Source organism: Streptomyces ficellus (genome assembly GCF_030406405.1).
GTDB lineage: Bacteria > Actinomycetota > Actinomycetes > Streptomycetales > Streptomycetaceae > Streptomyces > Streptomyces ficellus_B.
Map to the genome: position 1 here is coordinate 1 of NZ_JAUEPL010000062.1, position 15327 is coordinate 15327.

Here is a 15327-nt window from a genome sequence, read left to right on the forward strand (position 1 = left end):
TCCAGACCGGGCTGGCCGGGCGCGGTTACGACGGCACGCTGCGCGTGCTGGTGCCGCCGGCGACGGTCTCCGGGCGCTTCCTGGGCGCGACGGGGGCGCTGCTCGCCGGTCTCGTCGCCGTCACTCTTCCTTGCCGCCCCGTCACCGCGATCCGGCGGCGTCCCGTACCCGCCCGCCGCCCGCCACGGCACCGTGCACAGCGCCGCCGCGCCCGGGACCGTGCGGGCCGAGGGGCTGTCACCGCCCGGCCAGGGGGCGACGCACACCAGGGCGTGCGGGCCGTCCGCGCCGGGCCCGAGCGCCGTGCGCAGGGCGGTGAGCGCCATGTCGTACTGCCAGCCCCGCTCCGCCGTCAGTACCGCCCGCAGCTCCCGCGAGAGGTCCGCGCCCGCCCGCTCCTCGTCCGCCAGCAGCGCCCCGATCCGCGACGCCACCTCCATGGCCGCCGTCAGCCGGTCGGGCGAAGGCCCCGGGTCGGCGTCGAGCAGCCAGACGTACCCGAGCACGATGCCCCGGTGGCGTACCGGGAGGCAGACGCGGCCGCGGAAGACGCCCGCGTCGGGGGCGGCGGGGATACGGACCGGGCCGGTCGCCCGCGCGATGCCGAAGCCCTCGAACCAGGCGCGCACCGCGGGCGTGGACGTGCGGGTGAGGATCGACCGCGTACGGACCGGGTCCATGGCGGTGTCGTCATCGCTGTCGTGGGCGCCGAAGGCGATCAGCCCGAAGTCACGGTTCTCCAGCGTCGCGGGGGCGCCCAGCAGCGCCGAGATCTCATCGACCAGGTCCTGGTAATCCGCCTTCACCCGGACATTCTGTCACCCGACGAGCGCGCCTTCATACACCTGTATGAGATCGGCGGCACGGATGCGTGACAGCTGTCGATGGCAGCGCATCGGAGCGATCCTTAGGTTTCACGGTGGTTCTCCGTGCCGTTCCGCTTCCGTCGACGACGGCGGTCCGCGGTCCGGCCTTCTTCAACACCTGTCCCGTGGAGGTGCCCCGTGCTGGGTCCCGTGATCCTCGCCGCGTCGCGCAGCGACCGCATGCGCCGTTTCGTCTCTGCCGCGCCGGGCACCAAGCAGGTCGTCAGCCGGTTCATCGCCGGCGAGACGATCGAGCAGGTCATCCCGATCGTCCGGGAGACCATCGCCAAGGGGCTGGAAGTCACCCTGGACGTGGTCGGCGAGGACATCACCACCGCGGAGCAGGCCACCGCCGCGCGCGACGCCTACCTGGAGCTGGTCGACCACCTCAAGGTGCTGGACCTGGGCCCCAAGGCCGAGATGTCGGTCAAGCTGTCGATGTTCGGCCAGGCGCTGGAGGGCGGGCACGAGCTGGCGCTCGCCAATGTCCGCCCGGTCGTGGAGGCCGCCGCCGCGATCGGCACCACGGTCACCCTGGACGCGGAGGACCACACCACCCTCGACTCGATGTTCGCCATCCACGAGGAGCTGCGGAAGGACTTCCCGCAGACGGGCTGCGTCATCCAGGCGTACCTCTTCCGCACCGAGGAGGACGCCCGCCGGCTCGCTTCGAACGGCAGCCGCGTACGCATCGTGAAGGGGGCGTACAAGGAGCCCGCCTCCGTCGCGTACCAGGACAGGCGCGAGGTCGACAAGGCGTACGTCCGCATCCTCAAGACCCTGATGGAGGGCGACGGCTACCCGATGATCGGGTCGCACGACCCGCGGCTCATCGCCATCAGCCAGGAGCTCGCCCGGCGCGCCGGGCGCAAACTGGATGAGTACGAGTTCCAGATGCTGTACGGCATCCGCGGCGACGAGCACCTGCGGCTCGCCGCCGAGGGGCACCGTATGCGCGTCTACACCGCGTACGGCACCGACTGGTACGGGTACTTCATGCGCCGCCTCGCGGAGAAGCCGGCCAACCTGCTGTTCTTCGTCCGCTCGATGATCACCAAGAACTAAAAGGAGTAACGGAACTCATGGACGCTGTGACCCAGGTCCCCGCTCCCGTCAACGAGCCCGTCCACACCTACGCCCCCGGCTCGGCCGAGCGCACCCGCCTCGAAGCCAAGCTCAAGGAGCTGGCCGAGAACCCGATCGACCTCCCGATGACCATCGGCGGGGTCAAGCGGATGGGCGGCGGCGAGCGCGTGAACGTCGTGCAGCCGCACCACCACGCCAAGATCCTCGGCACCTTCGCGGGCGCCACGCAGGCGGACGCGCAGGACGCGATCGACGCGGCGCTCGCCGCCGCCCCGGCGTGGCGCGCCATGTCCTTCGACGACCGCGCGGCGATCATCCTGCGCGCCGCCGAGCTGCTGGCCGGCCCGTGGCGCGAGACGATGGCCGCCTCGACCATGCTCGGCCAGTCCAAGACGGTCCAGCAGGCCGAGATCGACACCCCGTGCGAGCTGGTCGACTTCTGGCGCTTCAACGTCAAGTACGCCCGTGACCTGCTCGCCGAGCAGCCGCCGGCCAACGCCCCGGGTGTGTGGAACCGCCTGGACCACCGTCCGCTGGAGGGCTTCGTCTACGCGATCACCCCGTTCAACTTCACGGCCATCGCGGGCAACCTCCCCACCGCCCCCGCCCTCATGGGCAACGTGGTGGTCTGGAAGCCGTCCCCGACGCAGACCCACGCCGCCGTGCTGCTCATGGAGCTGCTGGAGGAGGCGGGCCTGCCCAAGGGCGTCATCAACCTGGTGACGGGCGACGGCATCGCCGTCTCCGAGGTGGCCCTCAACCACCCGGAGCTCGCGGGCATCCACTTCACCGGCTCGACCAAGACCTTCCAGCACCTGTGGAAGACGGTCGGCGCCAACATCGAGAAGTACCGCGGCTACCCGCGCATCGTCGGCGAGACGGGCGGCAAGGACTTCGTCGTCGCGCACCCCAGCGCCGACCGCGCCGTCCTCAGGACCGCGCTGACCCGCGGCGCCTTCGAGTACCAGGGCCAGAAGTGCTCGGCGACGTCGCGCGCGTACATCCCGGCCTCCATCTGGAACTCCGGCTTCAAGGAGGAGTTCGCGGCCGAGGTCGACGGCATCAAGATGGGTGACGTCACCGACCTGACGAACTTCATCGGCGCCGTCATCGACGAGCGGGCCTTCGCCAAGAACAAGGCCGCGATCGACCGCGCCAAGGCCGACCCGGCCTGCACGATCGTCGCCGGCGGCACGTACGACGACTCGGTCGGCTACTTCGTCCGCCCGACGGTCGTCGAGTGCACCGACCCGGCCAACGAGGTCTTCACGACCGAGTACTTCGGCCCGTTCCTGGCGGTGTACGTGTACGAGGACGACAGGTACGACGCGATGCTGGAGCAGATGGAGTCGGTGTCGGCGTACGCGCTGACCGGCTCGGTCATCGCCAATGACCGTGCGGCGGCCGCGTACACGATGGAGAAGCTGCGGTACGCGGCGGGCAACTTCTACATCAACGACAAGTCGACCGGCGCCGTCGTCGGCCAGCAGCCCTTCGGCGGTGGCCGCGCCTCCGGTACGAACGACAAGGCGGGCGCCCCGCAGAACCTGATGCGCTGGACGCTGACCCGCGCCATCAAGGAGACGCTGGTCCCGCCGACCGACTACACGTACCCGCACATGGGCTGACGCCCCCGGCCCTCGCGGGCCCCTGAACACCGCCCCCCTCCGGCGCCCACGCCGGACGGGGGCGGTCGTCGTCCACGGCTTCGCACCACGACATCGGCCCGCCCGCCGCCCGTCTTTCACTCCCGTGGCTGACCTCGGGTCAGTTTGGTGAGCCGCTGGGCGGTTACCCGCAGACCATGGCTGACACGAACAAGACAACCCAGGGACGTACGGCAACCAAGGAGCGGACCCAGGAGGCGGCCGAGAAGGCGTCGCAGTCCGCGCGGGGCGGCAAGGAGACGCTCGCCGGGCTCGGTGGCATGACCACCGAGAAGGCCAAGGCGGCCGCCAGGACGGTCCAGTCGGCCGTCGGCACCGCGGCGGAGCAGACCGCCGGCAAGGCCGGGGTGGCCTGGACGCTCGTCAAGGCGCGGAAGGCCGCCGTGGCCGGTGCGGGCGCGGGCGTGGTGACCGTGGTGGCGTCCTCCTACGCGCTGGGCCGCCGGTCCGGACTGCGCCGGCGCGGCCCCCTGTCCCGGCTCACCGGCGGGCGGCTCTGACCCCGGTACCTTCGCCCATGGCCGGTTCTCCGTCATGCGGCCCGCCCTCGCCTGCCGCCAGGCTGTCTGGACTGGGAGAGTGGGCCGCATGAGCGACTCCTTGCGCACCGGCCACACCTACGAGCTGAGCCCCGCCGCCCTCGCCGCGATACGGGCCATGCTGGACGCGGCCTTCGACGGGGACTTCACCGACCATGACTGGGACCACGGACTCGGCGGCGTCCACGCCTGTGTCGAGGACGACCACGGCGTCGCCGCCCACGGCAGCGTGATCATGCGCCGCGTGGTCCACGGGGGCCGCTCGTACCGCGTCGGCTACGTGGAGGCGGTCGCCGTCCGCGCCGACCGCCGCCGGCAGGGGCTGGGCGGCCGGGTGATGGCCGCGCTGGAGGAGGTCATCGACGGGGCGTACGAGTTCGGCGCGCTGTCCGCCTCCGACGAGGGCGCCGAGCTGTACCGGGCGCGCGGCTGGCAGCTGTGGAACGGCCGCGTCGAGGCGTACGGCCCCGACGGCGTGGCACACCTTCCGGACGAGGAGGACACGACGTACCTCCACCCCGCGGCCGGCCGTCCGCTGCCCGCCGCGGACGCCGGTCCACTGCTCTTCGACTGGCGCGATGGCGACATCCTGTAGTCCTGGGGCAGGCTCGGGCCACGCTGCCGTCTCAGATAGTAGGAAGTCCGAGTAATTGTGGAGACAGGCGCTCCTTCACGGCTTAGCTTTGTAGGAGCCGAACGTCTCGCTCCATCAAGCGAACGGCGGACGAGAGCGCAGTGCCCCCGGCAGGCAACCCCTGCGGCCGCGCCCACCGCCCCTTCCGGCGCCTTCGAATCTTTTTGATCCCGAGGAGTCGATCACCATGGCCGCTGAGACCGTCGTCCGCCGTGTCCGCCATACCGCTCCCCGTCTCACCGACGCCGAGCGCAAGAACGCCGCAGCCGCCCTGCAGCGCGCCCTCGACCGCCGCGACAACGGCGGTGTCACCGGGCACCACACCAGTCACTGACGAGGACGTCCACATTCTGGAAGGCTCATGTCAGGGCGTGGGACGGGGAGTAGGGTGCGGACATGTCTCGCAGCATCAATCTCGCAGTGGTTCCCGGTGATGGCATCGGCCAGGAGGTCGTGGCCCAGGGCCTGAAGGTCCTTCGCTCCGTCCTCCCGCAGGATGTGAAGCTGGAGACCAAGGAGTACGACCTCGGCGCCCAGCGCTGGCACCGCACCGGGGAGACCCTCCCCGACGCGGAGCTGGAGTCCCTCAAGACGCACGACGCCATCCTGCTCGGCGCGATCGGCGACCCGTCCGTCCCCTCCGGCGTCCTGGAGCGCGGGCTGCTGCTCAAGCTGCGCTTCGCCTTCGACCACTACGTCAACCTGCGTCCGTCGAAACTGTTCCCCAGCACGGCGACTCCGCTGGCCGGCCGCCCCGACATCGACTTCGTCGTCGTCCGCGAGGGCACCGAGGGCCCGTACACCGGCAACGGCGGCTCGCTCCGTACGGGAACGGCGCACGAGGTCGCCACCGAGGTCAGCGTCAACACGGCGTACGGCGTCGAGCGCGTCGTCCGTGACGCGTACGAGCGCGCCAACGCCCGCCCGCGCAAGAAGCTGACGCTGGTCCACAAGAACAACGTGCTCGTCTACGCCGGCCACCTGTGGAAGAACATCTTCGACAAGGTCGGCGAGGAGTACCCCGACGTCACCACGGACTACTTGCACGTCGACGCCGCGACGATCTTCTTCGTCACGCAGCCCGAGCGCTTCGACGTCATCGTCACCGACAACCTCTTCGGTGACATCCTCACCGACCTCGCCGCTGCCGTGACCGGCGGCATCGGCCTGGCCGCGTCCGGCAACATCAACCCGACGGGCCGGTTCCCGTCGATGTTCGAGCCCGTCCACGGCTCCGCGCCCGACATCGCGGGCCAGGGCAAGGCCGACCCCACCGCCACGGTCCTGTCCGTCGCGCTGCTCCTGCGCCACCTCGGTTACGAGGCCCAGGCCGCCCGTATCGAGGAGGCCGTCGCCGCCGACCTCGCCGAACGGGACGGCTCCGCGCCGCGTACGACGGACGAGATCGGCGACGCGCTCGCGGTACGCGTAGCGAGCTGACCCGTCGACGGAACACCACAGCCGCCGGGTCGCATCCGCACCCGGCGGCTTCTCCTGTGCGGCCCCGGGTGCCACCATCAACCCTGGACCGCACTCCAGCCGTTTCATGGCACGGGGTCACGCGAGCGATAATCGGACGCGGGGCCGCGGCATGCGGGAAAGCTCGGACGTCCTGATGATGTAGCGGCGTGAGCGCGGTCCGTCACATACAACGGTGAAGGACACAGCACTCATGACGACGACGCCCACGATCGAGCTCAAGCCCTCCTCGCACCCGCTGTCCGACGCGGAGCGCGAGGCGATACTGGCCAACCCCGGTTTCGGCCGCCACTTCACCGATCACATGGTGACGATCAAGTGGACGGAAGGCCGCGGCTGGCACGACGCCCAGCTCACCCCGTACGCGCCGCTGTCGCTCGACCCCGCGAACATGACCCTGCACTACGCGCAGGAGATCTTCGAGGGCCTCAAGGCCTACCGCCGCCCCGACGGCTCGATCTCGCTGTTCCGGCCGGAGGCCAACGCCGAGCGGTTCCAGCGCTCCGCCCGCCGCCTCGCGATGCCCGAGCTGCCGGTCGAGACGTTCGTCGCGGCGTGTGACGCGCTGGTCCAGCAGGACCAGGCGTGGGTCCCCCCGCACGGCGGCGAGGAGTCGCTGTACCTGCGCCCCTTCATGATCGCGGGCGAGGTCGGCCTCGGGGTCCGCCCCGCCAACGAGTATCTGTTCATCGTCATCGCCTCGCCCGCCGGCGCGTACTTCCCCGGCGGTGTGCAGCCCGTCTCGGTCTGGCTCTCGGAGAACTACGTCCGCGCCGTCCCCGGCGGCATGGGCTTCGCCAAGACCGGCGGCAACTACGCGGCCTCGCTGCTCGCGCAGGCCGAGGCCGCCGCCAAGGGGTGCGACCAGGTGGTCTGGCTCGACGCGCTGGAGCACAAGTGGGTCGAGGAGATGGGCGGCATGAACCTGTACTTCGTCTACGGAGACAAGATCGTCACGCCCGAGCTGACCGGCTCGCTGCTGGCCGGCATCACCCGTGACTCGCTCCTGCGGCTCGCCGGCGATCTCGGGTACGAGTCGGCGGAGGGCCGTATCTCCACCGACCAGTGGCGGCGCGACTCGGAGAACGGCACCCTCACCGAGGTCTTCGCCTGCGGCACGGCCGCCGTCATCACGCCGGTCGGCACGGTCAAGTCGGCGAGCGGCGAGTGGACGCAGGGCGACGGCAAGCCCGGTGAGGTCACGCTGCGGCTGCGCAAGGCGCTGCTGGACATCCAGACCGGCGCGGCCGAGGACGTCCACGGCTGGACGCACAAGGTCTGCTGAGCCGCCGGCGGGCCACTGCCGCCGGCGTACGCGAAAAACGCCCGCGCCCCCCGCTCGGGGGCGCGGGCGTTCGCGTGGCCGCGCGTCAGGACGCGGCGGTCCCGGGTTCGGGCACCGCGGCCGGGGACGGCGCCTTGGACAGGGCCGTCAGCGCCGCGTACGCCACGCCGCCGACCAGGCCCGAGAGGATGAAGCTCAGGTCCACGCCGCCCGTCAGCGCCGGCAGCGGCCCCTCGTAGAGCGGGGTGGACACGGCGGCCAGGCCCACCGCCGCGCCCAGCGCCCAGGCGAGCGTGGCGCGCGGCTCCCAGCCGGCCCGGAACCAGTACACGCCGCCCTTGGCGCGCCGGTTGAAGACCTGGAGCGCCTCCGGGTCGTACGTACCGCCGCAGCGGAAGTGCCCCATCAGCGTGATGACCGCCCACGGCGTGCCGATCGCGGTCAGCAGCAGCACGAACGACGTCATCGCCGACTGCGCGTCCCACGCGAAGTGGCCCACGAAGACGAAGACCGTCGCGACGGCCGCGACCACCAGCGTGGCCATCGCGCGCGTGGCGCGCGGCACGATCGCGTCGAGGTCGAGGCCCATCGAGTAGAGCATCAGGCCCGCGTTGCCCACCGACCCGGCGCTCGCCGCGATCAGCAGCGGCAGCAGGTACCAGGGCGCCGCCGTCGCGACCAGCGGCCCCGCGTAGTCGAGCCCGGCCCGCGCGGCCAGCGCCGTGAACGTACCGAAGAGCTGCGGCACCAGCAGGCCGAGGAAGAGGCCCACGCACGTCGCCCGCCACACCGCGCGCGTGCTGTGCCGCTCCGGCGAGACGTACCGCGTGTAGTCGCCGAGCAGCGTGATGAAGGCGACCGGCCCGCTCAGGCCCGCCGCCACGGCCGACAGCAGCCACGTCGGCCAGAAGGAGCCCAGCAGGTACGGGGTGTCCGGCGGCGGCGCGGTCGTGAAGTCGCCCGCGTACGCGAGGATGCCGAGCGCCAGCAGCAGCGTCATGCCGACCGCGAGGTACCGGCTGATCCGCAGCAGCAGCCGGTAGCCGTACACGGCGGCGACGACCGTACAGCCGGCGAGCAGTACGTACACGAGGGTGTGCGCCACGGGGCCGGTCGGCGTGCCGAAGAGCCGGGCGAGCGTCCCGAGCATCACGTCGCCGCCGATCCACAGCGTCAGCGCCGTGTACCCCAGGGACAGCAGCAGCCCGACCACCGATCCGACCAGCCTGCCGCGTACGCCGAAGAAGGCGCCGCTCGACGTCGACAGATTCGTCGCCGTGCGCAGGGAGACCAGCGCGAGCGGGGCGGTGACGGCGACGCCGACGACCGTTCCGACGACCACGGAGGTGACCGCCGGCCACAGACCGAGCCCGAAGGACACCGGCAGCCAGCCGAAGACGATCACGCCGAGGCACAGATTGGAGCCCAGCAGGATCGAGATGAGGTCACGCGGCCCGCTGGTGCGTTCCGCTTCCGCGATCGTGTCGACTCCGCGCTGTTCCATCGGCATGGGCGCTCTCCCGCTCTGCTCGTCGACTTTTAGAGTAACGCTCAATGTGACCCACGCCTTACGATCCAGTCAATCTTTTCCGTCGAGGAATCTTGTGGTTAGAGTGGTGTTCAAACAGGAAGGTGTGGTGACGTGCGACTGACCCCCACGGAACGCGACCGGCTGCTGATCTTCGGCGCCGCCGAGCTCGCCCGGGCCCGCCGGGCCCGTGGCCTGAGGCTCAATGTCCCGGAGGCGACCGCCCTCATCGCGGACACCGTCTGCGAGGCGGCCCGCGACGGGCGGCGCCTCGCCGAGGCGATCGAGGCGGCCCGCTCGGTGCTCGGCCCCGACGACGTCCTGCCGGGCGTCGCGGACGTCGTGACCGAGGTGCACGTGGAGGCCGTCTTCGACGACGGCTCACGGCTCGCGGTGGTCAGCGACCCCATCGGCGGCGGCCACCAGGAGAGCGACGCGCCCGGCGCCCTGCTGCCCGGCCCCGGCCGCGCCTACGCCGAGCGGGAACCGGAGACCACGCTGACCGTGCGGAACACCGCCGCCGTCCCCGTCAGCGTCACCTCCCACTTCCACTTCTTCGAGGCCAACCCGCGCCTGAGGTTCGACCGGGCCGCCGCGTACGGCATGCGGCTGTGCATCCCGGCCGGCTCGTCCCTGCGCTTCGACCCGGGCGGCGAGGCCGAGGTCGGCCTGGTCCCCATCGGCGGCGACCGGATCGCGATCGGCTTCGCCGGCCTGGTCGACGGCCCGCTGGACGCGCCCGGCGCGAAGGCGGAAGCACTGCGCAGGGCCGCGGCCTGCGGCTACCTCGGCGTGCCGGGAACGACTGAGCAGGAGGTCGAGCGATGAGCCGCCCCGGAGGCCACCCCGCCGCAGCGCGCCGCCTCACCCCGTACGAGTACGCATCGGTGCACGGCCCGCGCGCGGGCGACCGCGTCCGGCTCGGCGACTCGGGCCTGACCGTCCGGGTCGAGTCGGACGCCCAGAAGCCGGGGGAGGAGTTCCTCGCCGGCTTCGGCAAGACGGCCCGCGACGGGCTGCACCTCAAGGCGGCGGCCGTCCGCGAGACGTGCGACGTCGTCGTGAGCAACGTTCTTCTCATCGACGCCGTGCAGGGCATCCGCAAGGTGTCCATCGGCATCCGCGAGGGCCGCATCCACGCCATCGGGCGCGCCGGGAACCCCGACACCCTCGACGGCGTCGACGTCGTCGTCGGCACGGGCACCAGCATCGTCTCCGGCGAGGGGCTGATCGCCACGGCCGGGGCCGTCGACACCCACGTACACCTGCTGTCGCCGCGCATCATGGAGGCCTCGCTCGCCTCCGGCGTCACCACGATCATCGGCCAGGAGTTCGGCCCCGTGTGGGGCGTGGGCGTCAACTCGCCCTGGGCGCTGCGGCACGCGTTCAACGCCTTCGACGCCTGGCCGGTCAACATCGGCTTCCTCGGCCGTGGTTCGTCCTCGCACCAGGCGCCTTTGATCGAGGCGCTCGCCGAGGGCGGGGCCTCCGGTTTCAAGGTCCACGAGGACATGGGCGCGCACACCCGGGCCCTGGACACGGCGCTGCGGGTGGCCGAGGAGTACGACGTCCAGGTTGCCCTGCACAGCGACGGCCTCAACGAGTGCCTGTCGGTCGAGGACACGCTCAAGGTGCTGGAGGGCCGGACCATCCACGCCTTCCACATCGAGGGCTGCGGCGGCGGCCACGTCCCCAACGTCCTGAAGATGGCGGGCGTCCCCAACGTCATCGGCTCCTCCACCAACCCCACCCTCCCCTTCGGGCGGGACGCGGTCGCCGAGCACTACGGAATGATCGTCTCCGTCCACGACCTCAAGACCGACCTGCCCGGCGACGCGGCCATGGCCCGCGACCGGATCAGGGAAGGCACGATGGGCGCGGAGGACGTCCTGCACGACCTCGGCGCGATCGGCATCACGTCGTCGGACGCGCAGGGCATGGGAAGGGCCGGCGAGACCGTACGCCGGACCTTCGCCATGGCCGGGAAGATGAAGGCCGAGCTCGGCCCCTTGGAGGGCGACGGGGACGGCGACGACAACGCGCGCGTCCTGCGCTACATGGCCAAGCTGACCATCAACCCGGCGATCGCCCACGGCCTCGCGCACGAGGTCGGCTCGATCGAGGTCGGCAAGCTCGCCGACATCGTGCTGTGGCGCCCGGAGTTCTTCGGCGCGAAGCCGCAGCTCGTGCTGAAGTCCGGCTTCCCGGCGTACGGGGTCGTGGGCGACCCCAACGCCGCCACCGACACCTGCGAACCGCTGGTCCTCGGGCCGCAGTTCGGCGCGTTCGGGGCCACGGCCGCCGACATCTCGGTGGCGTTCGTCTCGGGCGCCGCCGCGCAGGCGGGCAACGACCTGATGCCCACCCGCCGCCGCCGGGTCGCCGTGCGCGGCACGCGCGGCATCGGGCCGGGCGACCTGCTCCTCAACTCCCGTATCGGCGACGTCGCGGTGGACGCCCGCACCGGGCTGGTCACGCTCGACGGCGAGCCGGTCCGCTCGGACCCGGCCGACTCCGTCTCCCTCAACCGCCTCTACTTCCTGTGAAGTACCTCCTGTGAAGGACTACGCGATGTTCCGCATGCCCGCCGAATGGGCCCCGCACGAGCGCACCTGGATGGCCTGGCCGGGCCCCAACCCGACGTTCACCAACGACGACGAGCTGGCCGAGGCGCGTACGGCCTGGGCGTCGGTCGCCCGCGCCGTACGCCGCTTCGAGCCGGTGACGATGGTCGTCGCCCCGGGTGACACCGCCTGCGCCCGTGAGTTCCTCGGCCCGGACATCGACCTGGTCGAGCGGGACCTGGACGACGCGTGGATGCGTGACATCGGCCCCACCTTCGTCACGAACGGCCGCGAACTGGCCGCGGTCGACTGGGTGTTCAACGGCTGGGGCGCGGCCGACTGGGCGCGCTGGGAGCATGATGCGAAGATCGCCCGCCATGTCGCGGACCTCGCCGGCGTCCCGGTACTGAGCAGCGCCCTCGTCAACGAGGGCGGCGCCATCCACGTCGACGGCGAGGGTACGGTCCTGCTCACCGACACGGTGCAGCTCGGCCCGGAGCGCAACCCGGAGTGGACCCGCGAGCAGGTCGAGGCGGAGATCCACGCCAAGCTCGGCACCACCAAGGCGATCTGGCTGCCGCGCGGCCTGACCGGCGACTACGGCATGTACGGCACGCGCGGCCACGTCGACATCGTCGCCGCCTTCGCCCGCCCCGGCGTCGTCGTCGCCCACACCCAGCCGGACCCGTCCCACCCGGACCACGAGCTGTGCAAGGCCAACGTGGACCTGCTGCGCAAGCAGACGGACGCGAAGGGCCGCCGCCTGGAGGTCGTGGAGGTGCCCGCCCCGACCGTCCTCCAGGAGGACGGCGAGTGGGTCGACTACTCCTACATCAACCACTACCTCTGCAACGGCGGCGTGGTCCTGTGCGCCTTCGACGACCCCCGCGACGAGATCGCGGCCGGTATCTTCCGCCGCCTCTTCCCCGACCGCACGGTGACCCTGGTCGACGCCCGCACGATCTTCGCCGGCGGCGGCGGCATCCACTGCATCACCCAGCAGCAGCCCAGGGTCTGAGGGCGATCAGGTACAACGTACGAGTGAGCGAACCCCGTACGACACCGGCAGCGCGGCGGCGCAACGCGCCGCCGCGTGAAGAGGTCCTGGCCGCCGCCATGGCGACCATCGCCGAGCGCGGGCTCGAAGGGCTGACCATGGCGGGGCTCGGCCGGGAGGTCGGGATGAGCAGTGGGCACCTGCTCTACTACTTCCGCACCAAGGACGAGCTGCTGCTCCAGACCCTGGAGTGGAGCGAGGGCCGCCTCGGGGCCGAGCGCAGCGCGCTGCTGTCGCGGCAGGCCACACCGGTGCGCGAGCGGCTGGCGGCGTACGTCGATCTGTACGTGCCCGACGGCCCCCGCGACCCGCACTGGACGCTCTGGCTGGAGGTGTGGAACCGGTCGCAGAACGCCGACGACGACGCCCGCGCCCGGCAGGCCGCCATCGAGGGCGCCTGGCACCGCGACCTGGTCGCCCTGCTCGCCGAGGGCATATCGCGCGGCGAGCTGCGCGCCGTCGACCCCGACAAGTTCGCGGCGCGGCTGCGCGCCCTGCTGGACGGCTTCAGCGTCCATGTCGCGGTCGGTATCCCGGGCACGGGCCGCGCGGCGGTCCTGGCGCACGTGCGCGAGTTCATCGAGGACACCCTCGTTCCCTGACGCGCGCCGCCCCCGCGGCCCTGTGCCGGGCGCACCCCGCGGGGCCGGTCCCTGGGCCGGTTTCAGGGGGTGCGCCCGCATGGTGAGATTCCGGTCCACGGGCGTTCCCATCTGTGGCAGACTGCCCGCGTGCTTGCTACCGCCATGATTATGGGCAGCAGCGCGCCGGTCCGCAGTGACCACTGACTCGCGGCAGAACCCCCGCGGCAGTGGACACCGTGTCTCAGACCCGCGCGCAGACCTCTCGCACCCGCGAGGGGTCTTTTCGTTTTCCGGCCCCACCCCGGCCGGGAACGGCGGCGCGCGAGAATGGGGGCAAGTGGAGCCAGCCTTCCCGGAGCCACGTCCGACAGGAGCCAACACAGTCATGACCACGGAGACCGACAGTCTTCACGTCGAAGCCGCCGACGCCGCCGACGACAGCTTCCACGTCTTCGACACCACGCTGCGCGACGGCGCCCAGCGCGAGGGCATCAACCTCACCGTCGCCGACAAGCTGACCATCGCCCGGCACCTGGACGACTTCGGCGTCGGCTTCATCGAGGGCGGCTGGCCCGGCGCCAACCCGCGCGACACCGAGTTCTTCGCCCGCGCCAGGAACGAGATCCGCTTCCAGCACGCCCAGCTCGTCGCCTTCGGCGCCACCCGCCGCGCCGGCTCCACCGCCGCCGAGGACCCGCAGGTCAAGGCGCTCCTCGACTCCGGCGCCCCGGTCATCACGCTCGTCGCCAAAGCCCACGACCGCCATGTCGAGCTGGCGCTGCGCACCACCCTCGACGAGAACATCGCGATGGTCCGCGACACCGTGAGCCACCTCCGCGAGCAGGGCCGGCGCGTCTTCGTCGACTGCGAGCACTTCTTCGACGGCTACAAGGCGAACCCGGAGTACGCCAAGTCCGTCGTCCGCGCCGCGTACGACGCCGGGGCCGACGTCGTGATCCTCTGCGACACCAACGGCGGCATGCTCCCCGCCCAGGTCCAGGCCGTGGTCTCCACCGTGCTGGCCGACACCGGCGCCCGCCTCGGCATCCACGCCCAGGACGACACCGGCTGCGCGGTCGCCAACACCCTCGCCGCCGTCGACGCGGGCGCCACGCACGTCCAGTGCACCGCCAACGGCTACGGCGAGCGCGTCGGCAACGCCAACCTCTTCCCGGTCGTCGCCGCGCTGGAGCTCAAGTACGGCCGCAAGATCCTCCCCGAGGGCGCGCTCGCCGAGATGACCCGCATCTCGCACGCCATCGCCGAGGTGGTCAACCTGACCCCCTCCACCCACCAGCCGTACGTCGGTGTCTCCGCCTTCGCCCACAAGGCCGGGCTCCACGCCTCCGCGATCAAGGTCGACCCCGACCTCTACCAGCACATCGACCCCGAACTGGTCGGCAACACCATGCGGATGCTCGTCTCCGACATGGCCGGCCGCGCCTCCATCGAGCTCAAGGGCAAGGAGCTCGGCGTCGACCTCGGCGGCGACCGCGAGCTGGTCGGCCGGGTGGTCGAGCGCGTCAAGGAGCGCGAGCTCCAGGGCTACACCTACGAGGCCGCCGACGCCTCCTTCGAGCTGCTGCTGCGCGCCGAGGCCGAGGGCCGCGCGCGCCGCTACTTCCGTACGGAGTCCTGGCGCGCGATCGTCGAGGACCGCCCCGACGGCACCCACGCCAATGAGGCCACCGTCAAGCTGTGGGCCAAGGGCGAGCGGATCGTCGCCACCGCCGAGGGCAATGGCCCGGTCAACGCCCTGGACCTCGCCATGCGCGCGGGTCTGGAGCGGATCTACCCGCAGCTCGCCAAGCTGGAGCTGGTGGACTACAAGGTCCGCATCCTGGAGGGCAAGCACGGCACCCAGTCCACGACCCGGGTACTGATCACGACGACCGACGGCGAGGGCGAGTGGTCGACGGTCGGCGTCGGCGAGAACGTCATCGCCGCCTCCTGGCAGGCCCTGGAGGACGCGTACACCTACGGCCTGCTGCGGGCGGGCGTCGACCCGGCGGAGTAAGAGCCGAGTAACCGGCGGAGT

Annotated in this window: 13 protein-coding genes and 1 pseudogene; 12 read left to right on the forward strand and 2 right to left on the reverse strand. The window is 71.6% G+C overall.

Annotated features, from left to right (window positions below; translation table 11 throughout):
• Positions 1-806, reverse strand: a pseudogene (locus tag QWM81_RS28045) (PucR family transcriptional regulator); the annotation flags it as partial.
• Positions 807-1004: 198 nt separating this feature from the next.
• On the opposite strand from QWM81_RS28045, the gene QWM81_RS28050 reads away from it, so the two are divergent.
• The 7 genes from QWM81_RS28050 (at position 1005) to QWM81_RS28080 (ending at position 7556) form a co-directional block, all read left to right on the forward strand.
• The gene (locus QWM81_RS28050; RefSeq protein ID WP_290115234.1) at positions 1005-1931 is read left to right on the forward strand and encodes a proline dehydrogenase family protein; all 927 of its coding nucleotides are present in this window, start codon (positions 1005-1007) and stop codon (positions 1929-1931) included.
• 17 nt (positions 1932-1948) lie between these two features.
• Positions 1949-3580, forward strand: a complete 1632-nt coding sequence (gene pruA / locus QWM81_RS28055) for an L-glutamate gamma-semialdehyde dehydrogenase (RefSeq protein ID WP_290115235.1) — start codon at positions 1949-1951, stop codon at positions 3578-3580.
• A gap of 176 nt (positions 3581-3756) precedes the next feature.
• Positions 3757-4119: a hypothetical protein gene (locus QWM81_RS28060; protein WP_290115236.1), complete on the forward strand. Its 363-nt coding sequence runs from the start codon at positions 3757-3759 to the stop codon at positions 4117-4119.
• A gap of 88 nt (positions 4120-4207) precedes the next feature.
• The gene (locus QWM81_RS28065) at positions 4208-4753 is read left to right on the forward strand and encodes a GNAT family N-acetyltransferase (protein WP_290115238.1); all 546 of its coding nucleotides are present in this window, start codon (positions 4208-4210) and stop codon (positions 4751-4753) included.
• A 226-nt stretch (positions 4754-4979) separates the two neighbouring features.
• On the forward strand, positions 4980-5126 hold the full coding sequence (locus QWM81_RS28070) for a hypothetical protein (RefSeq protein WP_290115240.1): 147 nt from the start codon (positions 4980-4982) through the stop codon (positions 5124-5126).
• Positions 5127-5188: 62 nt separating this feature from the next.
• On the forward strand, positions 5189-6232 hold the full coding sequence (locus QWM81_RS28075) for a 3-isopropylmalate dehydrogenase (RefSeq protein WP_290115242.1): 1044 nt from the start codon (positions 5189-5191) through the stop codon (positions 6230-6232).
• Between the two features lie 232 nt (positions 6233-6464).
• Complete coding sequence (locus QWM81_RS28080) at positions 6465-7556, forward strand: branched-chain amino acid aminotransferase (protein ID WP_290115244.1); 1092 nt, start codon at positions 6465-6467, stop codon at positions 7554-7556.
• Positions 7557-7641: 85 nt separating this feature from the next.
• Here the strand turns inward: QWM81_RS28080 and QWM81_RS28085 are convergent, their stop codons facing one another.
• Positions 7642-9066, reverse strand: coding sequence for a cytosine permease (locus QWM81_RS28085; protein ID WP_290115246.1), 1425 nt, complete (start codon positions 9064-9066; stop codon positions 7642-7644).
• Between the two features lie 132 nt (positions 9067-9198).
• On the opposite strand from QWM81_RS28085, the gene ureA reads away from it, so the two are divergent.
• From ureA to cimA, 5 genes are all read left to right on the forward strand, one after another.
• The gene (ureA, locus tag QWM81_RS28090) at positions 9199-9912 is read left to right on the forward strand and encodes an urease subunit gamma (RefSeq protein WP_290115247.1); all 714 of its coding nucleotides are present in this window, start codon (positions 9199-9201) and stop codon (positions 9910-9912) included.
• Positions 9909-11630 (forward strand): urease subunit alpha, encoded by a 1722-nt coding sequence (locus tag QWM81_RS28095; RefSeq protein ID WP_290115248.1) that lies wholly within the window; start codon positions 9909-9911, stop codon positions 11628-11630. The genes ureA and QWM81_RS28095 overlap by 4 nt, the downstream gene beginning before the upstream one ends.
• A 25-nt stretch (positions 11631-11655) precedes the next feature.
• Positions 11656-12666, forward strand: coding sequence for an agmatine deiminase family protein (locus QWM81_RS28100; protein ID WP_290115249.1), 1011 nt, complete (start codon positions 11656-11658; stop codon positions 12664-12666).
• A gap of 98 nt (positions 12667-12764) precedes the next feature.
• Entirely contained in the window at positions 12765-13307 is a 543-nt protein-coding gene (locus QWM81_RS28105; RefSeq protein WP_290115262.1) for a TetR/AcrR family transcriptional regulator, read from the forward strand.
• A gap of 367 nt (positions 13308-13674) precedes the next feature.
• Positions 13675-15306 carry a citramalate synthase gene (cimA, locus tag QWM81_RS28110; RefSeq protein WP_290115252.1) on the forward strand — a complete coding sequence of 544 codons (1632 nt, stop codon included), beginning with the start codon at positions 13675-13677 and terminating at the stop codon, positions 15304-15306.
• The last annotated feature ends 21 nt before the right edge of the window (positions 15307-15327 follow it).

Coding starts and splice junctions, on each gene's coding strand:
- QWM81_RS28105 (WP_290115262.1), top strand. CDS start 12,765: ATGGCGACCATCGCCGAGCGCGGGCTCGAAGGGCTGACCATGGCGGGG.
- QWM81_RS28085 (WP_290115246.1), bottom strand. CDS start 9,066: ATGCCGATGGAACAGCGCGGAGTCGACACGATCGCGGAAGCGGAACGC.
- QWM81_RS28080 (WP_290115244.1), top strand. CDS start 6,465: ATGACGACGACGCCCACGATCGAGCTCAAGCCCTCCTCGCACCCGCTG.
- cimA (WP_290115252.1), top strand. CDS start 13,675: ATGACCACGGAGACCGACAGTCTTCACGTCGAAGCCGCCGACGCCGCC.
- QWM81_RS28095 (WP_290115248.1), top strand. CDS start 9,909: ATGAGCCGCCCCGGAGGCCACCCCGCCGCAGCGCGCCGCCTCACCCCG.
- QWM81_RS28070 (WP_290115240.1), top strand. CDS start 4,980: ATGGCCGCTGAGACCGTCGTCCGCCGTGTCCGCCATACCGCTCCCCGT.
- QWM81_RS28065 (WP_290115238.1), top strand. CDS start 4,208: ATGAGCGACTCCTTGCGCACCGGCCACACCTACGAGCTGAGCCCCGCC.
- QWM81_RS28100 (WP_290115249.1), top strand. CDS start 11,656: ATGTTCCGCATGCCCGCCGAATGGGCCCCGCACGAGCGCACCTGGATG.
- QWM81_RS28060 (WP_290115236.1), top strand. CDS start 3,757: ATGGCTGACACGAACAAGACAACCCAGGGACGTACGGCAACCAAGGAG.
- QWM81_RS28075 (WP_290115242.1), top strand. CDS start 5,189: ATGTCTCGCAGCATCAATCTCGCAGTGGTTCCCGGTGATGGCATCGGC.
- pruA (WP_290115235.1), top strand. CDS start 1,949: ATGGACGCTGTGACCCAGGTCCCCGCTCCCGTCAACGAGCCCGTCCAC.